The sequence below is a fragment of the Nocardioides sp. S-1144 genome, from assembly GCF_005954645.2.
Lineage (GTDB): Bacteria > Actinomycetota > Actinomycetes > Propionibacteriales > Nocardioidaceae > Nocardioides > Nocardioides dongxiaopingii.
The window spans coordinates 2,320,877-2,342,026 of the sequence record NZ_CP040695.2 but is presented as its reverse complement, the minus strand read 5'-3'; the positions used below and the strand labels follow the sequence as shown (position 1 = coordinate 2,342,026).

Here is a 21,150-nt window from a genome sequence, read left to right as displayed (position 1 = left end):
CGGCGCCATGGGTCACAAGAGCCGACTGCGGCGCACCATCAGCCGGTGGGCCAACGCCGACGAGGACTACGCCCGCGAGATGCGCGCCACCTACGTCGGCGGCGGTCACGTCGCGATCGGCGAGGCGCCCGACCGCGAGCTGATCGAGCTGCGCGGCACGGTCCGCAGCATCCTGGTTCGTCCGCGCGGCGGGGTCCCGGCGCTCGAGGCCGAGCTGTACGACGGCTCCGGGGTCGTCACGATCCTCTGGCTGGGTCGTCGCCGGATCGCCGGCGTCGACCCCGGCCGCTCGCTGACGGTCCGGGGCCGCATCGGCGTCCACGACGGCGTCCGGCTCATGTACAACCCGCGCTACGAGCTGATGCCGTGAGCGCCACCGACGAGCCGGGCGCCGACCACCGCCCGGAGGCCCTCGCGGGCGCCGACGCACCGCCGGCCCCCACGGTCGCGACCGTCGAGGCGATGGTGCGCCAGCAGATGTCCAGGGCGCTGGGCGGGCGGCGCGGCATGCTCGAGGCCGGCGTGCCCGGGATCCTGTTCACGGCCGTGTGGCTGCCCACCAAGGACCTGACCCTGGCGCTGGTCGTCAGCCTGGCCGCCGCCGGGGTCGCGCTGGTGCTGCGGCTGCTGCAGCGCAGCACCCTCCAGTTCGTCCTCAACGCCGTGTTCTCGATCGGCATCGGCTGGGTCTTCGTGCGGATCGCCGCGAGCAGCGGCGGGTCGGAGTCCGACCAGGCGCTGGCCTTCTTCCTGCCGGGGATCCTCTACAGCCTGGGGTACACGATCCTGCTCTTCGGCTCCGTCCTCGCGCGGTGGCCGGCCGTCGGGTTCATGCTCGGCAGCGTCACCGGCGACCCCACGGCGTGGCACGCCGACCGCCAGGTGGTGCGCCTGTGCTCGAGGCTCACCCTGCTGCTCGGTGCGCCCGGCGCGATCGGCGTCCTGCTGCAGGGGCCGGTGTGGCTGCTCGGCTCGCGCGACGTGATCGAGGCCGACACCGCCGTCGCGATCATCGCCGGGCTCCGCTACGGACTCGGCTGGCCGCTGCGGATCGGCTCCTGGTCGGCGATGGTGTGGCTGCTGGCCCGCAACGCGACGCCGCTGGAGCAGCCCGAGGCTCAGCCGGGCACGAGCTGAGGCTCGTCGGCTGTGGGCTGGCTGTCTCCACAGCCGGCTGTGGTGGTCCGGGTCGGTGGTCTGGCTCGGTGGTCCGGCTGTGGTGGTCCGGCTCCGTGGTCCGGCTGGGTTGACCGGCTGCGGTGGTCTCGACCCGGCCGTTCCGGCCTCGTTCCTCGGCCGGAGGCCTTGCTCGACCTTCGGACGTGACGCGGGTGCGCTCGTTCCTCGCGCTCCCGCTACGTCCTCGGGTGGGCGAGGGGGGCCAGGAGGCGCTCGAGCTCGTCCTCACCCTCGGCCGGGACGACGAACAGCAGCTCGTCGCCGGCCTCGACCGGCTGCTCGACGTCGGGCACGTAGACCTGGCCGTCGCGCAGGATGGTGACCAGCGCGCAGTTCTCCGGGAACGGGATGAGCCCGGCCGGCTTGCCGACGTAGGGCGAGTCGGCGGGCAGGGTCATCTCGACGAGGTTGGCGTTGCCCTGGCGGAAGGTGAACAGCCGCACGAGGTCGCCGACGGTGACGGCCTCCTCGACGAGGGCCGACATGATCCGCGGGGTCGAGACGTTGACGTCGACGCCCCACGCCTCGGTGAAGAGCCACTCGTTGTTGGGGTGGTTGACCCGGGCGACCGTGCGCGGGACCCCGAACTCGGTCTTGGCCAGCAGCGACGTGACCAGGTTGACCTTGTCGTCGCCGGTGGCGGCGATGACGACGTCGCACTTGTCGAGGCGCGCCTCCTCGAGCGAGGAGAGCTCGCAGGAGTCGGCGAGCAGCCACTCGGCGTCCGGCACCCGCTCGGGCATCACCGACCGCGGGCTCTTGTCGATGAGCAGGACCTCGTGCCCGTTGCCGATCAGCTCGCGCGCGATCGAGCGGCCCACGGCACCGGCTCCGGCGATGGCGACCCTCATGAGTGGACCTCCGGGCCCTTCTTGATGACGGCCATGGCCCGTCCGGCGTTCTCCTCGCGCATCACGAGGTGGATCAGGTCGTTCTCCTGGATCACGGTGTCGCGGGTCGGGAGCATTCCCTCGCCGAGCCGGTCGATCCAGGCGATCCGGCAGCTGGTCTGCTCCTGGAAGTCGATCGTGCGCTGCCCGACCCAGACCTCGGGCACCGGCACCTGGTCGACCCGGACGGTGCCGCTGGGGTCGCGGAAGTCGGGCTCGGCACCGGCGGGCAGGATCCGGCGCAGCACCTGGTCGGCGGTCCACTTGACCGTGGCGACCGTCGTGATGCCGAGGCGCTGGTAGACCTCGGCGCGGCCCGGGTCGTAGATCCGGGCGACGACCTGCTGGATGCCGAACTGCTCGCGGGCGACACGCGCGGCGATGATGTTGGAGTTGTCACCGCTGGAGACCGCGGCGAAGGCGTCGGCCCGGCGGATCCCGGCCTTCTCCAGCACCTGCTGGTCGAATCCGTAGCCGGTGACCTTCTCGCCGTTGAACGCCGGCCCGAGGCGTCGGAACGCGTCCGGCTCGCTGTCGATGACGGCGACGGTGTGGTTCCGGTCCTCGAGGGAGCGCGCCAGCGTCGAACCGACGCGGCCGCAGCCCATGATCACGACGTGCACGCGCTCACCGTAGCCCCGGCCGCGCGAAGCACGCGAAAGGACCGCGCACCAGTACTGTGCCGCTCGTGGGTGTCGGTGACGTCTCCAAGCGGATTCTGCTGGGGCGCAAGCTCAGGAGCGCACAGCTGGGGGAGACGCTCCTCCCCAAGCGCATCGCCCTCCCCGTCTTCGCCAGCGACGCGCTGTCCTCGGTGGCCTACGCGCCCGACGAGGTCTTCATCATGCTGTCGCTCGCGGGCGCCTCGGCCTACGTCTGGTCGTGGAAGGTCGCGATCGCCGTCGCCCTCGTGATGGCCGCCGTGATCGCGTCGTACCGCCAGACCGTGCACGCCTACCCGAGCGGCGGCGGCGACTACGAGGTCGCGACGGTGAACCTCGGCAAGACGGCGGGGACGACGGTGGCCAGCGCGCTGCTCGTCGACTACGTGCTCACGGTCGCGGTGTCGATCTCGGCCGCGGCGCAGTACGCCGGCGCCGCCATCCCGGTGCTGCACAACCACGAGGCGACGTTCGCCTCGGTGATGGTGGTCCTGCTGACCGCGGTGAACCTGCGCGGGATCCGGGAGTCGGGCACGTTCTTCGCCGTCCCCACCTACGCCTACATGGTCGCGGTGCTCGGCATGTGCGCCTACGGCTTCCTGCGCCTGGCCCAGGGCACACTGCCCGACGTCGAGAGCGCGGACCTGGGCATCACGCCCGACCCGAGCTTCGACGGCTCGCTGACGACGTTCGGGCTGCTGTTCCTGCTGGCCCGGGCCTTCTCGTCGGGCTGTGCGGCGCTGACGGGCGTCGAGGCGATCTCGAACGGCGTCCCGGCGTTCAAGCGGCCCAAGAGCCGCAACGCGGCCACCACGCTGCTGCTGCTCGGGCTGATCGCGATCACGATGATGGTCAGCGTCATCGTGCTGGCCAAGCAGATGGGCCTGCGGTTCGTCGACCCCGCCCAGCTCGAGCGGCTCACCTACCCCGACGGCAGCGCGGTCGGCGACGACTACGAGCAGAACGCCGTCATCGCCCAGATCGCCAAGGCCGTGTTCAACGAGTTCCCGCCGGGCTTCTACGCCGTCGTCATCGTCACCGGGATCATCCTGGTGCTCGCCGCCAACACGGCGTTCAACGGCTTCCCCGTGCTCGGCTCGATCCTCGCCAAGGACGGGCTGGCGCCCCGGGCCCTGGGCTCGCGCGGCGACCGGCTGGCCTACTCCAACGGCATCGTGTTCCTGGCGATCATGGCGATCATCCTGATCGTCGTCTTCAACGCCGAGACGACGCGGCTGATCCAGCTCTACATCGTCGGCGTCTTCGTCTCCTTCAACCTCAGCCAGCTCGGCATGATCCGGCACTGGACGCGCCACCTGACGACCGAGCGCGACCCGGCCTCCCGCCGTCGGATGCAGCGCTCGCGGGTCATCAACGCCGTCGGCCTGTCGTTCACCGCGGTCGTGCTGGTGGTCGTGCTGCTCACCAAGTTCCTGGAGGGCGCCTGGATCACGATCCTGGCGATGGTGTTCTTCTACGCCCTCATGCGCGCGATCCGTGGCCACTACGACAAGGTCTCGCTCGAGCTCGAGGCCGACGAGAGCGACAACCTGCTGCCGACCCGGGTGCACGCGATCGTGCTCGTCTCCAAGCTGCACAAGCCGACCCTGCGGGCGCTGGCGTTCGCGAAGGCGTCGCGCCCGAACGTCCTCGAGGCCGTCTACGTCGCCACCGACCCGGTCGAGACCAACCTGCTGGTCGAGAACTGGGAGCGCCGCAACCTCGGCGTGCCGCTCAAGCTGCTGCACTCGCCGTACCGCGAGCTGGTGAACCCGATCGTGGCCTACGCGACCGAGATCCGGCGGGCCAACCCGCGCGGCGTCGTCGCGGTCTACATCCCCGAGTACGTCGTCGGCCGCTGGTGGGAGCAGCTGCTGCACAACCAGACCGCCCTGCGGCTCAAGGGGCGGCTGCTGTTCACCCCCGGCGTGATGGTGACCTCGGTGCCCTACCAGCTGCGCTCCTCCCAGCTCGCCGTCGAGCGCGGGGAGCGCGACCAGCAGCGCGTCCGCGCCGGCGACCTGCGCCGCGGCCAGGCCGACGACCGGTCCGACCCGCGCTCCTCCGGGCAGATCAACCGGTGAGCCCCGCAGCTCGCCGTCCGGGCGGCGCCCGCCGGGCACGGCCGAGGAAGGCCCGCGGCGAGTCCCGGGTCGGCGAGCGCTTCGAGGTCGAGGTCGGCCCGGTCGGGCACGGCGGCTTCTGCGTCGCCCGGCACGAGGGCCGCGCGGTGTTCGTGCGGCACGCGCTGCCCGGCGAGCGGGTCGTCGTCGCCGTCACCGAGGGCACCGACGGCGACCGCTTCTGGCGTGCGGACGCCGTGGAGGTGCTGTCGGCCTCGGAGCACCGGGTGCCCGCGCCCTGCCCGTACGCCGGCCCCGACGCCTGTGGCGGCTGCGACTTCCAGCACGTCGAGGTCGCCCACCAGCGCGACCTCAAGGCGACCGTCGTCGCCGAGCAGCTGCGCCGGCTCGCGGGCCTGGACGTCGCGGTGGAGGTCGAGGCGGTGCCCGGCGACGTCGGCGGGCTCGGCTGGCGGACCCGCCAGCGCTACGCCTCGCTGCCCGGCGGTGGCCGGGCGATGCGCAAGCACCGCTCGCACGAGCTGGTCGCCGTCGACCAGTGCCTGCTGGAGTCGCCCGACCCCGCGACCCACGTCGTGCACGGCGTCGCGTTCGCGGTCGCCGACGGCGGGTTCTGGCAGGTGCACCCGGGCGCGCCCGAGACCCTCGTGGACGCCGTCCTCGAGGCGCTCGCGCCGCAGCCGGGGGAGTCGGCGCTCGACCTGTACGCCGGCGTCGGGCTGTTCAGCCGGTTCCTGGCCGACCGCGTGGGTGGCACGGGCCGGGTCGCGATGGTCGAGGGCGACACCACCGCCTCGGCGCTCTCGCTCGACAACGTCCCCGGCGCCGAGGCGACGGCCGGCGACGTCGCCCGCGTGCTCGCCGAGTCGCTGGCCGGGCACTGGGACCTCGTCGTCCTCGACCCGCCGCGCGAGGGCGCGAAGCGGGCCGTCGTCGAGCAGGTCGTGGCGCGCACGCCACGCGCCGTCGCCCACGTCGCCTGCGACCCCGCCGCCCTGGCCCGTGACGTCGCGATCTTCGCCGAGCACGGCTACCGCCTGGCGTCGCTGCGCGCCTTCGACCTGTTCCCGATGACCCACCACGTCGAGTGCGTGGCCCTGCTGCTGCCCGGGGACGACTGAGCCCGCGTCGAGCCGGTCAGCGCTCGACGGCGTAGACCAGCTTCTGGACGCCGTTGGCGTAGGTCTCGCTCTCGAGGACCCGCAGCGCCTGCAGGTCCTTGTCGGTGTCGCTGAAGTAGCGCTTGCCGGCCCCGAGCAGGACGGGGAAGACGAGCAGGTGGAAGCGGTCGACGAGGCCGGCGTCGGTGAGGTTGCGGACCAGGGTCGCGCTGCCGTGCACCGAGATCGGCCCGCCCTCGGTCTCCTTGAGCGCCGCGACGTCGTCGAGGGTGCGCAGGACGGTCGCGGGCCAGCGCGGCTCCAGGGCCGACTCGTCGAGCGTCGTCGACACGACGTACCTCGGCATGTCGTTGTAGCGGGGGAAGACGTCGGTCATGTCGGGCCAGACCGGCGCGAACGCCTGGTAGCTGACGCGGCCGAGGAGCAGGGCGGTCGCCTCCTCCTGCTCGCGGCCCTTGATCTCGTAGGCGGCGTCGTCGTGCTGGACGGCCCTGAAGGTCCAGCCGCTGCTGCGGTGGCCGGGCTCCCCGCCCGGTGCTTCGACGACGCCGTCGAGGGACATGAAGGCGGTGGCGACGAGGGTGCGCATGGTGGTGTCTCCTGGCTCGGGATCTGGTGCGGACATCCTCTCCACGAACGGGGGTCGCGCGGTACGACACCTCTCGCGAGGTTTCAGGTCACCAGCCGCCCCGCAGGATGGGAGGGTCCGCACCACCCGCCACGAAAGGGTCCTCCCGCATGCCCATCTCCCTCGACAAGGTCGAGTCCACCGCTCCCGGCCTGGTCAGCCTCGCCAAGACCGCCAAGATCAGCCTCGAGAAGCGGAACCTGTTCGGCACCCGCGCCAAGGTGGCGCTCGTCATGGACTACAGCGGGTCGATGTCACGGGAGTACAGCTCCGGCCGGGTCCAGAACCTGACCGAGCGGATCCTGGCCCTCGCCACCCAGCTCGACGACGACGGCGCCATCGACTTCTTCGTCTTCGACTCGACCGCCGCCCACCTCGGCGAGGTGCCGCTCGACAACTACACCGGCGCCGTCAACCGGCTCACCGAGGGCCGCCGGATGGGTACCACCGACTACGCCGGCGCCTTCCGCACCGTGCGCGACCACTTCGGGTTCGCCCCGCCCAAGCTCGTGCAGCAGGGCGGCGGGGAGAAGAAGGGCCTGTTCGGCCGCAAGAAGAAGGTCGAGGGTGCCGTCGACGTGGCGCTGCCCGACAACCTGCGGCCGGCGTCCGAGCCGGTGTTCGCCATCTTCCTCACCGACGGCGCCCCGAACTCCAAGCCGCAGGCGGTCCAGGCGCTCATCGAGGTCTCCACGGCCCCGATCTTCTGGAAGTTCCTCTCGATCGGCGCGGAGTCCTTCGACTTCCTCCAGAAGCTCGACGACCTCGAGCAGCGGGTGATCGACAACGCCGACTACAAGCCGATCGGCTCGATCGACGCGCTCTCCGACGAGGCGCTCATCGACGCCCTGCTCGACGAGTACGCCGAGTACGTCACCGAGGCCAAGCGGCTCGGCCTCCTGGCCTGAGCCGGCCCGCGCGACGGTCCCGGCCGCCGGGACCGTCGCGTCCGCGGGCGCGACGTGAAAACTTCCTCGATCCCGTGTATCTTGATATCAAGAGACATGACGAGGCCGGTTAGGCCCGCCTTACTACCGCCGGTCTTGCCGGCGGCGGCAAGATGGGCGGAGGCCACACGAGCACCCAGAGGAGACGGCTGATGCCCAGCAAGGACAGCTTCGGAGCCAAGAGCACCCTCGACGTCGACGGGACGTCGTACGAGATCTTCCGGCTCGACGCGGTGAAGGGTGACGGCCTCGACGTCGACAGCCTCCCGTTCAGCCTCAAGGTGCTGCTGGAGAACCTCCTGCGTACCGAGGACGGCGCCGACATCACCGCCGACGACATCAGGGCGATCGCCGGGTGGGACGCCGACGCGGACCCCAGCAAGGAGATCCAGTTCACGCCGGCGCGCGTGATCATGCAGGACTTCACCGGCGTCCCGTGCGTCGTCGACCTCGCCACGATGCGCGAGGCGATGGCCGACCTCGGCGGCGACCCCACCAAGATCAACCCGCTCGCGCCGGCCGAGATGGTCATCGACCACTCCGTCATCGCCGACGTCTTCGGCTCCGCCGACGCCTTCCAGCGCAACGTCGAGATCGAGTACGAGCGCAACCGCGAGCGCTACCAGTTCCTGCGCTGGGGCCAGGGCGCCTTCGACGACTTCAAGGTCGTGCCCCCGGGCACCGGCATCGTGCACCAGGTCAACATCGAGCACCTCGCCCGCGTGACGATGGTCCGCGAGGTCGACGGCGAGCAGCAGGCCTACCCCGACACCTGCGTCGGCACCGACAGCCACACGACCATGGTCAACGGCATCGGCGTCGTCGGCTGGGGCGTCGGCGGCATCGAGGCCGAGGCCGCGATGCTCGGCCAGCCGGTCTCGATGCTCATCCCGCGCGTCGTCGGCTTCAAGCTCAACGGCGACCTGCCCGAGGGTGCGACCGCCACCGACCTGGTGCTGACGATCACCGAGATGCTGCGCCAGCACGGCGTCGTCGGCAAGTTCGTCGAGTTCTACGGCCCCGGCGTCTCCGCGCTGCCGCTGGCCAACCGCGCCACGATCGGCAACATGAGCCCCGAGTTCGGCTCGACGATCGCGGTCTTCCCGATCGACCAGCAGACCATCGACTACCTCGAGCTCACCGGGCGCTCGCCCGAGCAGCTCGCGCTGGTGGAGGCCTACTCCAAGGAGCAGGGCCTCTGGCACGACCCGGCCGCCGAGCCGCGCTACTCCGAGAAGCTCGAGCTCGACGTGTCGACCGTCGTCCCCAGCCTGGCCGGCCCGAAGCGTCCCCAGGACCGCGTCGAGGTCAGCGAGGCCGGCCCGAAGTTCCGCACCGCGCTCGCCGACTACACCGACGAGCCCGACCGCACGATCGACTTCGAGATCGACGGCCAGGCCGTCACCATCGGTCACGGCGCCGTCACCATCGCCGCGATCACGTCGTGCACCAACACCTCGAACCCCTCGGTGATGATCGCGGCCGCGCTGCTCGCGAAGAACGCCGTCGACAAGGGCCTGTCCCGCAAGCCGTGGGTCAAGACGACCCTGGCGCCGGGCTCGAAGGTCGTCTCGGACTACTACGACAAGGCCGGCCTCACGCCGTACCTCGACAAGCTCGGGTTCAACCTCGTGGGCTACGGCTGCACGACCTGCATCGGCAACTCCGGCCCGCTCATCCCCGAGGTCTCCGCCGCGGTCAACGAGGCCGACCTCGCGGTCACCTCGGTGCTGTCGGGCAACCGCAACTTCGAGGGTCGGATCAACCCCGACATCAAGATGAACTACCTCGCCTCGCCGCCGCTCGTGGTGGCCTACGCGCTCGCCGGCTCGATGGACCTCGACCTGTTCGGCGACGCGCTGGGCCAGGACACCGACGGCAACGACGTCTTCCTCAAGGACATCTGGCCCTCGCCCAGCGAGGTCGAGCGGGTCATCGGCGAGGCGATCAGCTCGGAGATGTTCGGCGACAGCTACCAGGACGTCTTCGCCGGCGACGAGACCTGGCAGTCGCTGCCGACCCCCGAGGGCAAGACCTTCGAGTGGGACCCCGAGTCGACCTACGTCCGCAAGCCCCCGTACTTCGACGGCATGCCCGACGAGCCGACCCCGGTCACCGACATCGACGGCGCCCGGGTCCTGCTCAAGCTCGGCGACTCGGTCACCACCGACCACATCAGCCCGGCCGGTGCGATCAAGAAGGACTCGCCCGCGGGCACCTACCTCGCCGAGCACGGCGTCCAGCAGCGCGACTTCAACTCCTACGGCTCGCGCCGCGGCAACCACGAGGTGATGATCCGGGGCACGTTCGCCAACATCCGGCTGCGCAACCAGATCGCGCCCGGCACCGAGGGCGGCTTCACCCGCGACTTCACCCAGGCCGACGGCCCGGTGACCTCGATCTACGAGGCCTCCGAGTCCTACGCCGCCGCGGGCACGCCGCTCGTGGTCCTCTGCGGCAAGGAGTACGGCTCCGGCTCCTCGCGCGACTGGGCCGCCAAGGGCACCTCGCTGCTCGGCGTCAAGGCCGTCATCGCCGAGTCCTACGAGCGGATCCACCGCTCGAACCTCATCGGCATGGGCGTCATCCCGCTCCAGTTCCCGGCCGGCCAGAACGCCGAGTCGCTCGGACTGACCGGCGAGGAGACCTTCTCGATCTCCGGGATCACCGAGCTCAACGAGGGCCGCACGCCCAAGACCGTCAAGGTCACCGCGACCGGCGGCGGCCAGGACGTCGAGTTCGACGCCGTCGTCCGGATCGACACCCCCGGCGAGGCGAACTACTACCGCAACGGCGGCATCATGCAGTACGTCCTGCGCAACCTGCGCCGGGCCTGACGCCCCGCCCGCACCGGCACCCCACCGCCCCGACACCCCCGTGGTGCCGGGGCGGTGGTGCGTCCGGACGTCGTCCAGGCCCGCGACGCGCTCGTCGCCCTGCTGCCGGGCCGGGGCTAGCGGTCGCGCTGGAGGCGGTGGGCCGCGCTCACGGCGTCGCGGACGGCGTCGTCGTCGCCCCGGTCGAGGACGGCCTGGACCTTCTCGTGCCGCTCCATCGACGGCGGGACGCCGAACGTCTCGGGATGGGCGGCGAGCAGGCTCTCGCGCTGGGCGAGCGTGCAGCGGATGGTCACGGTCGTGGGGTCCTCGAGGCGGACCACGAGCCGGTCGGCGACGTACCAGGCCGGGCGGGCGGTCGTGCCCTTGCGGCGGCAGCCCGGCAGCGAGGCGCAGTGCTCGGCGAGCTCCTCGGGGGTCATCGGACCAGGATCACCCCTGCGCCGGCCGGCGTCGAGGGCACCGGACGTCGCGGCGCGCCCGGGCGGGGCCGGTTCCACCCCGGCGGCGGCTCGACGCGCGACGATGTCGGCGTGAGCCGACTTCCCCTCGTGGCCCTGGTCGCCGTCCTCGCGCTGGGCCTGTCCGCCTGCGGTGACGACGAGCCGAGCGCCGACCCGACCCCCAGCGACACGCCGACCTCGGGCCCGACCACCCCGTCCGAGACGCCCACCGAGACGCCCTCCGAGACGCCGAGCGAGACGCCGTCCGAGACGCCGTCCGAGACGCCGTCCTTCACGCCGACGCCGGACCCGACCCCCAGCGAGACGGTCGAGCCGTCGCAGACCACGACGCCGCCCCCGGCGCCGGGCCCCGACCCGGTGCCGACGACCTACGCCGACGCGCTGGCCAAGCTCGACGCCGCCGGCCAGGAGCCGCAGACGGCGAAACGGTTCCAGACCGCCTCGGGGATCTACTGCCTGACCCAGTCCCGCTTCGCCGTCGGGTGCGAGCTGCCCTCCGGCGGCATCCCCGACCCCGACTACTGCGGGACCGACGGGCCGGTCCAGAGCGTGGGCCGGGTGGTCTTCGGTGAGGGCGGCGCCCCGACCGCGGAGTGCAACAGCGACACCATCCGCGAGCCCGGCGCCGCGAGCGTCGCCGACGGCTCGGTGGTCGCCTCGCCGTCCGGTGCGGTCCAATGCCTGCTCGAGGCCTCGGGCGTCACCTGCGTCGACACGGTCGCCGGCAGCGGCTTCTTCCTCGGCAGCAGCTACGCGGTCTTCACCGGCTGACCCGGCCGCCGACCCGGCCGCCGACCCAGCCTCCGACCGGGTCGCTACCGTGGCGGGCATGATCGTGGCCTTCAGCATCAGTCCCAGCTCCGGCGACGCCGACGGGGGAGTCGCCGAGGCCGTCGCGGCCGCGGTGCGCGTCGTCCGGGAGTCCGGGCTGCCGCACGAGACAAACTCGATGTTCACCAACATCGAGGGCGAGTGGGACGAGGTGATGGCGGTCGTCAAGCGCGCCGTCGACGTCGTCGCCGAGGTCTCCCCGCGGGTCGGTCTGGTGCTCAAGGCCGACATCCGCGCCGGTCGGTCCGGCGAGATGACGGCGAAGCTCGACCGGCTCGAGTCGGCGCTGGAGCGCGGCGGTGCGTAGCGAGGTCCGCTCGTACCGCACCGGCGGCACCGAGCGGGTGCTCGACCTGACCGCGGACGCCGAGGCGTTCCTGGCCGACGTCGCCAGCGCCGACGACGGGCTGCTGCAGGTCTTCGTGCCGCACGCCACCGCCGGGATCGCCGTCATCGAGACCGGCGCCGGCAGCGACGACGACCTGCTGACCGCGCTCGGCGACCTGCTGCCGGCCGACGACCGCTGGCGGCACCGGCACGGGAGCCCCGGTCACGGTCGGTCCCACGTGATGCCGGCCATCGTGCCGCCGCACGCCACGGTTCCGGTCCTCGACGGCAGCCTCGCGCTCGGGACGTGGCAGAGCATCTGCCTGGTCGACCTCAACGTCGACAACGACGTCCGCGAGGTCCGGTTCTCCTTCCTGGCGGGCTAGCCGTTCGAACAGGCGTTCGAGTAGCCTGGCGCCATGTCCCGCCCGTACGCCCCGCCCGGCTGGCCGAGCCCGGTCCGACCCCCCGACACCGAGCGCTGGGAGGGCACGGCGGAGTCGTGGCTCCTCGACGTCTGCCCACCCGAGTACCGCACCTACCCGACCCTGCGGCGCCACGTCCTGGTGCTCGCCCGGTTCGCGGTGCTGCACGTCGAGGCGATGCAGGCCGCCTGCCGCCGCGGCCTGAGCGAGGCGCGTGCCGAGCTGCGCGACGTCGCGAGCCCCGACGTCGTCGACGCCGCCGTCGACACCTGGCTGACCGAGGACGCCCGCCTGTCCGCCGTGCGCCGCGAGGTCGGGCTGGTCGAGGACGCCCTGCGCGGCACCCGGCACCGGCCCCGGCTCTGAGCCGCCCGTGACCGGTCCCCGTGGTGGTGACCCGAACGGGTCATGCGGTCGGGTCGGTGGCGGGTGTCAGGTGGGGGCATGACCACCGAGACCCGCTTCGCGCTCGTCCTGAACGGCGGCGTCAGCCTGGCGGTGTGGATGGGCGGCGTCGTCCACGAGCTCGACCGGCTGCGCCTGGCCTCGGTCGGCGTCGGTCCCGCCGAGCCGGGGGAGCAGGCGGTGCACGACGCCTGGCGCGCGATCCTCGGGCGCACCGACCGGCGCGTGGTGGTCGACGCCGTCGCCGGCACCAGCGCCGGCGGCATCAACGGCACGCTGCTCGCCACGGCGGTCGCCCGCGGCGCGGAGCTGCCGCACATGAAGGCCGTCTGGGGCGACCTCGCCGCGCTCCAGCGCGGCGCGCTGCTCCGCGAGGACAAGGAGGCCGCGCCGTCGGTGCTCGACGGCGACTTCTTCGTCCGCTCGGTCGCCGACGTCGTCGCCGGCATCGCGCCGCGCCCGGGCCTCGAGCCGGCCGAGTGCACGCTGCTGGTCACCGCGACGGCGCTGCGGCCGCAGCCGCGTCGCTACGACCTCGAGCACGGGCTCGCCGCCTGGGCGGTCGACAGCCGCCGGGTCTACCGGTTCCGCCTGCGCCACGGCGCCGACGGCGTCCTCGAGGACGACGACTTCGGCCCCGACACCGTGGTCGCCCTGGCGGGGCGGGCCTCGGCGGGGCTCCCGGTCGCCTTCGCGCCCGTGTGGGAGGGCGCCGCCCTGCGCGAGCGCCGCCGCGACCGGCGCGACGACGACCCGCAGACGTGGCTGATCGACGGGGGCGTGCTCGACAACGCCCCCTTCGAGCCGCTCCTCGACGAGCTGCGCGACCGGTCGGTGGCGGCGCCGTTCGAGCGCGTCGTCCTCTACGTCACGCCGAGCACCGCCGCCGCCGGACAGCCCTGGACCAGCGGGGACGCACCCGACGTCGCCCGGGTGGTCGGGGCGGTGGTCGGCGCCGTGCGCGAGCCCGACCAGCGCGCCGACATGGAGACCCTGGGTGAGTCCTTCGCCCGGGCGTCGTCCAGCCGGTCCGGGCCGCACCACGTGCTGGCCGACCTGCTGTCGCCGTCCTCGGTGCCCGTGCTCGACCCGGTCGCGGGGCGGGCGGCGGCCGCGGCGCTGTTCCCCGCCTACCGGGCGCGGCGCCTGGAGGAGGCCGAGCGGTGGCTGCTCGCGCTCGGGCGGCCCGCCCAGCTGGTGCCCCCGGCCCCCCTCGAGCTCGCCGGGGAGGCCTGGCCGGTGGTGCCCGACGGGCCGGCGTTCGACCCGACCGCCTGGTCCTGGGGGTTGCCGGCCGCGGCGCGGATCCTGCGCTGGTGGGGACGCGCGCTCGTCCTCACCGCGGCCGACGACGCCACCCGCACCCAGGCCTTCCGCGCGGTCGACCGGGCCCAGCGCCGGGTCCGCACGCTGCGCCGCGCCGAGGAGGAGGCGCTGCTGGCCGCCGTCGCCCCGACGTCGTCGCCGTCGGCGCGGCTGGCCGCGCTGACCGCCGTCCACGACGACCTGGGGGCGCGCGCGGAGGTCGGGGTGCTGCTCGCGGACGTCGTCGAGGCGGTCGGCGTCGCCTGGCCCGGCGCGCCGAGCGCCGCCGACCTGGCCCAGCACTCGCTCGACCTGGAGGTGGTGTCCTCGGCGCTGTCGCCGGAGTCGGGGGACCGGCCGGCGTTTCGCTACCGCCAGGTCACCCCGGCCGCCCCGCCCCTGGTGCCGGTGGAGGCGAGCGGCTACGGCGACTGGCCGGCCCGGAAGCTCCACGGCGAGCGGTGGAACCACTTCGGGGCGTTCGGCTCGCGCGAGGGGCGCGCGCACGACTGGCTGTGGGGCCGCCTCGACGGCGCCAGCGCGCTCTGCGAGTACCTCGTCGGACGCGGGTTCGCCGACGATCCCGCGTGCCGGGCGCTCGCGGACGCCATCCTCGCGGCCGACGGCACGAGCCCGGACCGGCTCGAGGTGGGCGCGCTGCGGGCCTACCACCAGCAACCGGGACAGCTGCTGCGCGAGATGGTGGCCGAGGACGACTCGCTCGACCTCCTCATCGACACCGTCCCGGAGGTGCTCGGCGAGGTCCGGGGGGCCGGTCCGGCCCTGGAGTGGGTGCTCGCGCGCCGGGTCGACGACACCGACGTCCCGCCGGACGCCGGCCTCGCCGAGCGCCTCAAGCTCCGCCTCGTCCGGGTCGTCGCCACCCCCGTCCGCCTCTACCTCGACCGCGTCGTCGACCGCGCCACCGACGACGACCACCACCCCCGCTGACCCGTCGCTGATCAGCGACGGGTCAGCGCCGAGGGGTGGGTGACCCGTCAGTGATCAGCGACGGGTCAGCGCGGAGGGGTGGGTGACCCGTCAGTGATCAGCGACGGGTCAGCGTCGAGGGGTGGGTGACCCGTCAGTGATCAGCGACGGGTCAGCGCGGAGGGGTGGGTGACCCGTCAGTGATCAGCGACGGGTCAGCGGGGGAGGGGGTCGGCGGAGCCAAGGCGCCAGACGGCGAGTCCGCGCAGGCCGAGCTCCTCGGCGAGGTCGACGCGGCGGTCGTAGGAGCGGGCGTCGGACCACCAGAGCGCCGTGCCGTCGGGCAGGCGGGCCGACCACTCGCCGGACCGGGCGTGCCAGACCGCGCGGACGCCGGCCCGCTCGACCAGCAGCCGGGCCCGGGCCGGCGTCACCGTGCGCCCGGTGCGGCCCGAGGACGCCGGCGGCCAGGTGTAACCGTAGCCCGCGACGCCGAGGTCCAGGCGGCTCGCCGGGACCCGGCGCAGGACGGTCTCGACGGCGGCCCGCTGCCAGCGCAGGTCGCCGACCGGCCCGGGACCCGACCACGTCGGCCCGTGCTGGTCGTAGGCCATCAGCTGGACGGCGTCCACGGCGCGCCCGATCCGGGCCAGGGCGTAGCCGCGGTCGCGGTAGGAGCGCAGCGAGGTCGAGGCGCTGATGTCGATGGTGACGGTCCGCTCGGCGGGCATCGCGTCCTGGAGCGCCTCGACCAGGGCGACGAGCCCGCCCGCGTCGTCGCGCCGGACCAGCTCGAGGTCCACGTTGACGCCGTCCCAGCGGCCGTCGGCGACGTGACGCGCGAGCTGGCGGGCCACCCGGCGGACCGACCGCGGGTCGGAGAGCAGCCGGTGCGCGGCGCGCGGGTCGAAGGCGCCGAGGCGGTTGCTGTAGTTCGAGAGCAGCAGCTCGGTGCGCAGCCCCTGACGTCGCGCCACCCGCCCCACCCGCAGGACGTCGGCGGCCGGGCGCAGCGCCCGCCGGCCGTCGGCGGACAGCGGGGCGGCCGCGACGGTGACCGTGGTCAGCGCGCCGGCGTCGCGGGCGAGCACCCGGGCCGCCAGGCTGCCCAGCGCGTACCCGGTGACCTCCGGCTCCTCGGCGCGGGCGGACGCCGGCGGGGCCGGCGCGGCGAGCGCCAGGGCCAGCACCAGGGCCAGCAGCAGGGGGAGCGTCCCGAGGGCCAGGGCGGTGGGTCGACGACCGGTCATGGCCCCAGGGTCGCACCACCGGGGCCACTAGGTTGGTCGGGTGCACCGCTTCGCCTCCACCACCCTCGTCGACCCGCACGGCCGGCTGCTGGTGCAGGAGCGCGACGAGCACCCGCGGATCGATCCCGAGCGGTGGGGCTTCCCCGGCGGCGGGGTCGAGGAGGGCGAGAGCTACGAGCAGGCCGCCTACCGGGAGCTGGCCGAGGAGACCGGCGTCGTCCTCGACGGCGGGCTGGTGCTGTGGGGCGAGCGCACGTTCTTCAGCGAGCCGTGCGGCGGCGACGACACCTTCCGCCTCTACGCCGCCCGCACCGAGCTGACCGAGGTCGAGTGCCACGAGGGCCGGCAGATGGTCTTCGTCGAGCCCGCCCGGCTCCGCACCCTGCCGCTCACGACCTCCTGCGCCCTCGTCCTGGACGACTTCCTCGCCTCCGACCTCTACCGAGAGCTGCTGCCATGACGACCGGCACGAACCGCACCCTCACCGTCCACCCCGTCCCCGGTCCGGGCGCCGAGGACGTCGTCGTGGGCCGCTCCGGCGCCGACGAGGGCGCCGTCTTCACCGGCACCGAGGACGGCTCGGTCTTCCGCGTCAGCCCCGACGGCTCCCAGGTCGACCGGGTGGCCCAGACCCGGGGACGCCCGCTCGGCCTCGAGATCGACCTCGACGGGCGGCTCCTGGTCTGCGACGCGCACCGCGGCCTGCTGCGCGTCGACACCCGCAACGGTGCCGTCGAGGCGGTCACCGGCGAGGTCGACGGCCGGCCGATGCGGTTCTGCAACAACGCCGCGATCGCCGCCGACGGGACGGTCTGGTTCTCCGACTCCTCCACCCGCTTCGGCATCGAGGACTGGAAGGCCGACCTCGTCCAGAACACCCGGACCGGGCGGCTGCTGCGCCTCGACACCGACGGCACCGTCACCGTCGTCCTCGACGGGCTCGCCTTCGCCAACGGCGTCGCGCTGTCGCGGGCCGAGGACTACGTCGCGGTGGCCGAGACCGGCGCCCGCACCGTCGTGCGCCGCTGGCTCACCGGCCCGAACGCCGGCATGCGCGACCTCCTGTGCAGCAACCTGCCCGGCTACCCCGACAACATCGCCCGCGGCAGCGACGGCCTCATCTGGGTCACCATCGCCAGCCCCCGCGACGCCACCGTCGAGCGCCTGCAGACCGCCCCGATGGCGCTGCGCCGCCTCGCGACCCGGCTGCCCGAGCGGCTCCAGCCGGCGCCGCGGCGGACCGTGCGGGTCCAGGCCTACGACGACGACGGCCGGCTGGTGCACGACGTCGACGTCGACCCGACCACCCAGCGCACGGGCTACCACATGGTCACCGGCGTCCGGGAGCACGACGGCCGGGTGTGGCTCGGCAGCCTGCACGAGCCCGCGATCGCCGTCGTGGACCTCTGAGGCGAACGACACGGCGCCGCCGCGGGAGGGGGTCCTGCCGATCCCGGGGGAGGCGCTACGAGCAGGTAACCTCGAGGGCATGTCACTGCTGGAGTCCATCACCGGGCCGCGCGACCTGCGCGCCCTCGACGACGACCAGCTGGAGGTGCTGGCTGCCGAGATCCGCGACCTCCTCATCAGGACCGTCGCGACCAACACCGGCCACCTCGGCCCCAACCTCGGCGTGGTGGAGCTGACCCTGGCCATCCACCGGGTCTTCGACTCCCCGCTCGACCGCGTGGTCTTCGACACCGGCCACCAGTCCTACGTGCACAAGCTCGTCACCGGCCGCGTCGCGACGTTCGGCACGCTGCGCCGCGAGGGCGGCATGAGCGGCTACCCCAGCCAGGCGGAGTCGCCGCACGACATCGTCGAGAACTCCCACGCCTCAACCGCGCTCAGCTACGCCGACGGCCTGGCCAAGGCCTACCGGATCCGCGGCGAGGACCGGCACACCGTCGCCGTCATCGGTGACGGCGCCCTCACCGGCGGCATGGCCTGGGAGGCGCTCAACAACATCGCGATCGCCAAGGACAGCCGGCTGGTCATCGTCGTCAACGACAACGGCCGCTCCTACACCCCGACCATCGGCGGGCTGGCGACGGCGCTCACCTCGCTGCGCACCAGCCCGCGCTACGAGAACGTCCTCGACCTGGTCAAGCGGCGCCTCACCGCGGTGCCCGGGGTCGGCCCCGCCGCCTACGACGCGCTGCACGCGATGAAGAAGGGCCTCAAGGACGCGCTGGCGCCCCAGGGGCTCTTCGAGGACCTCGGCCTCAAGTACGTGGGCCCCGTCGACGGCCACGACCGCGCCGCGATGGAGCAGGTGCTGGCCCAGGCCAAGAAGTTCAACGGACCGGTGATCGTGCACGCGATCACCCGCAAGGGCTACGGCTACGACCCCGCCGAGCGCCACGAGGCCGACCAGTTCCACGCGCCCGGGCCCTTCGACGTGCAGACCGGCGCCGAGAAGCCCAAGGGTCGGATCTGGACCGACCACTTCTCCGACGCGATCGTGGAGATCGGGCAGCGTCGCGAGGACGTCGTCGCGATCACCGCGGCCATGACCCACCCCGTCGGGCTCGACGCGTTCCAGCGGCAGTTCCCCGAGCGCTCCTTCGACGTCGGCATCGCCGAGCAGCACGCCGCCACGTCGGCGGCCGGCCTCGCGCTCGGCGGGCTGCACCCCGTGTTCGCGGTCTACGCGACCTTCCTCAACCGGGCCTTCGACCAGGTGCTGATGGACGTCGCCCTGCACCGCCTCGGCGTCACCTTCGTCCTCGACCGCTCCGGCGTCACCGGCGACGACGGGGCCAGCCACAACGGCATGTGGGACATGTCGATCCTCCAGGTGGTGCCGGGCCTGCGGCTCGCCGCTCCGCGCGACGTCACCCGGATGCGCGAGCTGCTCGGCGAGGCCGTCGACGTCGACGACGCCCCCACCGTGGTCCGCTTCCCGAAGGGCCCGCCGCCCGCCGACATCGAGGCGGTCGGCCGGGCCGGCGGGGCCGACGTGCTGGTGCGCACCGGCGACCAGGACGTCCTCGTGGTCGCGGTCGGCTCGATGGCCGAGGTGGCCGTCGACGTCGCCGACCGCCTCGTGGCCCAGGGCATCGGGGTCACGGTCGTCGACCCGCGCTGGGTCAAGCCGGTCGACCCCGCCGTCGTCGAGCTGGCCCGCGACCACCGCCTGGTCGTGAGCATCGAGGACAACGGCGAGGTCGGTGGCTGCGGCGCGGTCCTGCTGCAGACCCTCAACGCCGCCGGCGTGCACACGCCGTTCCGCCTCCACGGCATCCCGCAGGAGTTCCTCGACCACGCCAAGCGGGCCGCGATCCTCGAGCGGATCGGTCTCACGCCCCAGGCCCTGGCCCTCGGCATCGTCGAGGCGATGTCGGCCCTCGGCGATCCCGCCGGGGGGACGGGCGGCATCCGACCCGACGTCGATGCCGACCGCACGCGCTGACGTCCGGTCCCGGGTCGCCACCACCGCCCGCACCACTGCCCTGAGCACCGGGCGTGCCGCGGGCCTGGCGCTGCTCGCGCTGGGCGTCGCCGCCTGCGGAAGCCCCGGCCGCACCACGCCCCCGCCGCCGGCCGACCCGGTGGTCGCCCCGGCCGCCCCGGCGACCTCCACCGCCGCACCGGTCCCGCCGGGCAGCCCCGGACCGAGCGGTCCGAGCGGGGTGACCGGGGTGGTGCCGGCCGACGTCGCCACCACCCTCCAGGGCGTCCTGGACGCGCGCGCGACCGCCGTCCTGACCCGTGACCGCGCCGGGTTCGACGCCGGTCTCGGCGCCGACGCCGACCTCCGCGCCTCCGAGGACCGGTACTTCGCCAGCATCACCCAGCTGCCCCTCTCCCGGTTCTCCTACCGGCTGGCCCCCGAGAGCCTGGTCCGCACCGGGGACGGCTACTGGGGGGTCGTCGAGGTCACCACCCGGCTCGGCGCGTTCGACCAGCACGCCGTGCGCACCCTCGACCGCTTCCGGTTCGCCCCGGACGGTGCCCGGTTCGTCGTCGACTCGACCACCGACCCGGCCTGGGAGGACGCCCACCTCGGCCTGCGCGAGCCGTGGGAGACCGGCGCGGTCACCGCGGTGCGCACGGGCAACGTCCTCGGGGTGCTCGACGCCGGCACCGCCGGGCGCGGCCCCGAGCTCGTGGCCACGGTCGCGGCCGGCGTCGACGACGTCGCCGCCCGGGTCCCCTACGCGTGGCCGCGGACCGTCGTCTTCTACGCCCTGTCCGACCCGGCGTTCCTCGCGGGGCTCGAGGAGGTCCCCGGTGGTGATCCGCAGGCCCTCGACGCCGTGGCCATCACCGTGCCGGTGGGCCCGGAGGCGGGCGACGACGCCATCGCCTCGACCCGGTTCGCCCTCAACGGCAGCGCCCTCGACCGGCTCGGACCGCGCCGGTCGGCCGACCTGGCCCGGCTGGTGCGGCACGAGCTCACCCACGTCGCCGTCGGCACCCACGACGACGAGGCCCCGGTCTGGCTGAGCGAGGGCGTGGCCGAGTGGCTGTCGGTCCAGGCCCTCGCCCCCGGGGAGCGCCGGGTCCCGGCCCGCACCCTGGCCGCCGCCCGCGCCGGGACGCTGCGCCTGCCCGCCGAGGACGCCTTCAACGACGAGGACGCCGCCGAGCACTACGCCCTCGCGTGGTGGATGGTCGAGTGGGTGGCACGCGCCCGCGGCGAGCAGGGTGTCTGGGCCCTCCTGGACGCCTTCACCGCCGAGCCCGGCCAGGACGACGCGCGGGTGGTGCGCCAGGTCCTCCGGGTCCCGCTGGCCGAGGTCGCCCGGCGGGGCGCCGACCTGATGGCCCGCACCTACGCGCCCGTGGTGACCGAGCCCACCGACGGCGCCCCGCCCACCGGCCCGGCGACGTCCCCGCCGCCCACCGGCCCCTAGGGT

20 protein-coding genes are annotated in these 21,150 nt (G+C 73.7%); 15 read left to right on the top strand and 5 right to left on the bottom strand.

Annotated elements, in window-relative coordinates; translation table 11 throughout:
• Nucleotides 1-7: 7 nt before the first annotated feature.
• Together FE634_RS11020 and FE634_RS11015 are read left to right on the top strand one after the other, a co-directional pair.
• The gene (locus tag FE634_RS11020) at nucleotides 8-370 is read left to right on the top strand and encodes an OB-fold nucleic acid binding domain-containing protein (protein ID WP_137295327.1); all 363 of its coding nucleotides are present in this window, start codon (nucleotides 8-10) and stop codon (nucleotides 368-370) included.
• Complete coding sequence (locus FE634_RS11015; protein WP_262347391.1) at nucleotides 367-1,137, top strand: DUF3159 domain-containing protein; 771 nt, start codon at nucleotides 367-369, stop codon at nucleotides 1,135-1,137. The genes FE634_RS11020 and FE634_RS11015 overlap by 4 nt, the downstream gene beginning before the upstream one ends.
• Before the next feature lie 218 nt (nucleotides 1,138-1,355).
• Here the strand turns inward: FE634_RS11015 and FE634_RS11010 are convergent, their stop codons facing one another.
• Both FE634_RS11010 and FE634_RS11005 read right to left on the bottom strand, forming a co-directional pair.
• Nucleotides 1,356-2,030: a potassium channel family protein gene (locus tag FE634_RS11010; RefSeq protein ID WP_137295326.1), complete on the bottom strand. Its 675-nt coding sequence runs from the start codon at nucleotides 2,028-2,030 to the stop codon at nucleotides 1,356-1,358.
• Complete coding sequence (locus FE634_RS11005; RefSeq protein WP_396954643.1) at nucleotides 2,027-2,677, bottom strand: potassium channel family protein; 651 nt, start codon at nucleotides 2,675-2,677, stop codon at nucleotides 2,027-2,029. Before FE634_RS11005 ends, FE634_RS11010 begins: the two co-directional genes overlap by 4 nt.
• Before the next feature lie 80 nt (nucleotides 2,678-2,757).
• Here FE634_RS11005 and FE634_RS11000 point away from each other — a divergent pair, with 80 nt between their 5' ends.
• Nucleotides 2,758-4,815 (top strand): APC family permease, encoded by a 2,058-nt coding sequence (locus FE634_RS11000; RefSeq protein WP_170981686.1) that lies wholly within the window; start codon nucleotides 2,758-2,760, stop codon nucleotides 4,813-4,815.
• On the top strand, nucleotides 4,812-5,936 hold the full coding sequence (locus FE634_RS10995; protein ID WP_138875895.1) for a class I SAM-dependent RNA methyltransferase: 1,125 nt from the start codon (nucleotides 4,812-4,814) through the stop codon (nucleotides 5,934-5,936). Before FE634_RS11000 ends, FE634_RS10995 begins: the two co-directional genes overlap by 4 nt.
• Before the next feature lie 16 nt (nucleotides 5,937-5,952).
• On the opposite strand, the gene FE634_RS10990 is transcribed toward FE634_RS10995, so the two are convergent.
• Nucleotides 5,953-6,525: a dihydrofolate reductase family protein gene (locus FE634_RS10990; RefSeq protein ID WP_137295322.1), complete on the bottom strand. Its 573-nt coding sequence runs from the start codon at nucleotides 6,523-6,525 to the stop codon at nucleotides 5,953-5,955.
• A gap of 149 nt (nucleotides 6,526-6,674) precedes the next feature.
• Between FE634_RS10990 and FE634_RS10985 the strand changes: the two genes are divergently transcribed.
• Complete coding sequence (locus FE634_RS10985; protein WP_137295321.1) at nucleotides 6,675-7,472, top strand: VWA domain-containing protein; 798 nt, start codon at nucleotides 6,675-6,677, stop codon at nucleotides 7,470-7,472.
• A gap of 191 nt (nucleotides 7,473-7,663) precedes the next feature.
• Nucleotides 7,664-10,348, top strand: a complete 2,685-nt coding sequence (gene acnA / locus FE634_RS10980; RefSeq protein ID WP_148240593.1) for an aconitate hydratase AcnA — start codon at nucleotides 7,664-7,666, stop codon at nucleotides 10,346-10,348.
• 116 nt (nucleotides 10,349-10,464) lie between these two features.
• On the opposite strand, the gene FE634_RS10975 is transcribed toward acnA, so the two are convergent.
• Nucleotides 10,465-10,770 carry an MmcQ/YjbR family DNA-binding protein gene (locus FE634_RS10975; protein WP_138875894.1) on the bottom strand — a complete coding sequence of 102 codons (306 nt, stop codon included), beginning with the start codon at nucleotides 10,768-10,770 and terminating at the stop codon, nucleotides 10,465-10,467.
• 111 nt (nucleotides 10,771-10,881) lie between these two features.
• Between FE634_RS10975 and FE634_RS10970 the strand changes: the two genes are divergently transcribed.
• From FE634_RS10970 to FE634_RS10950, 5 genes are all read left to right on the top strand, one after another.
• On the top strand, nucleotides 10,882-11,583 hold the full coding sequence (locus FE634_RS10970; protein ID WP_137295318.1) for a hypothetical protein: 702 nt from the start codon (nucleotides 10,882-10,884) through the stop codon (nucleotides 11,581-11,583).
• A gap of 58 nt (nucleotides 11,584-11,641) precedes the next feature.
• Nucleotides 11,642-11,950, top strand: coding sequence for a thiamine-binding protein (locus FE634_RS10965; protein WP_137295317.1), 309 nt, complete (start codon nucleotides 11,642-11,644; stop codon nucleotides 11,948-11,950).
• Nucleotides 11,943-12,356 (top strand): YjbQ family protein, encoded by a 414-nt coding sequence (locus FE634_RS10960; protein WP_137295316.1) that lies wholly within the window; start codon nucleotides 11,943-11,945, stop codon nucleotides 12,354-12,356. The genes FE634_RS10965 and FE634_RS10960 overlap by 8 nt, the downstream gene beginning before the upstream one ends.
• Before the next feature lie 33 nt (nucleotides 12,357-12,389).
• Nucleotides 12,390-12,761, top strand: a complete 372-nt coding sequence (locus FE634_RS10955) for a hypothetical protein (protein ID WP_137295315.1) — start codon at nucleotides 12,390-12,392, stop codon at nucleotides 12,759-12,761.
• Nucleotides 12,762-12,839: 78 nt separating this feature from the next.
• Nucleotides 12,840-15,056 (top strand): DUF3376 domain-containing protein, encoded by a 2,217-nt coding sequence (locus FE634_RS10950; protein WP_187366674.1) that lies wholly within the window; start codon nucleotides 12,840-12,842, stop codon nucleotides 15,054-15,056.
• A 194-nt stretch (nucleotides 15,057-15,250) separates the two neighbouring features.
• Here the strand turns inward: FE634_RS10950 and FE634_RS10945 are convergent, their stop codons facing one another.
• The gene (locus tag FE634_RS10945; RefSeq protein WP_148240591.1) at nucleotides 15,251-16,285 is read right to left on the bottom strand and encodes a glycosyl hydrolase family 18 protein; all 1,035 of its coding nucleotides are present in this window, start codon (nucleotides 16,283-16,285) and stop codon (nucleotides 15,251-15,253) included.
• Nucleotides 16,286-16,325: 40 nt separating this feature from the next.
• Between FE634_RS10945 and FE634_RS10940 the strand changes: the two genes are divergently transcribed.
• From FE634_RS10940 to FE634_RS10925, 4 genes are all read left to right on the top strand, one after another.
• The gene (locus tag FE634_RS10940) at nucleotides 16,326-16,745 is read left to right on the top strand and encodes an NUDIX domain-containing protein (protein WP_138875890.1); all 420 of its coding nucleotides are present in this window, start codon (nucleotides 16,326-16,328) and stop codon (nucleotides 16,743-16,745) included.
• Nucleotides 16,742-17,695, top strand: a complete 954-nt coding sequence (locus FE634_RS10935; RefSeq protein WP_138875889.1) for an SMP-30/gluconolactonase/LRE family protein — start codon at nucleotides 16,742-16,744, stop codon at nucleotides 17,693-17,695. The genes FE634_RS10940 and FE634_RS10935 overlap by 4 nt, the downstream gene beginning before the upstream one ends.
• A 79-nt stretch (nucleotides 17,696-17,774) precedes the next feature.
• The gene (dxs, locus tag FE634_RS10930) at nucleotides 17,775-19,700 is read left to right on the top strand and encodes a 1-deoxy-D-xylulose-5-phosphate synthase (protein WP_138875888.1); all 1,926 of its coding nucleotides are present in this window, start codon (nucleotides 17,775-17,777) and stop codon (nucleotides 19,698-19,700) included.
• Nucleotides 19,681-21,147, top strand: coding sequence for a hypothetical protein (locus FE634_RS10925; protein ID WP_138875887.1), 1,467 nt, complete (start codon nucleotides 19,681-19,683; stop codon nucleotides 21,145-21,147). The genes dxs and FE634_RS10925 overlap by 20 nt, the downstream gene beginning before the upstream one ends.
• Nucleotides 21,148-21,150 lie beyond the last annotated feature (3 nt).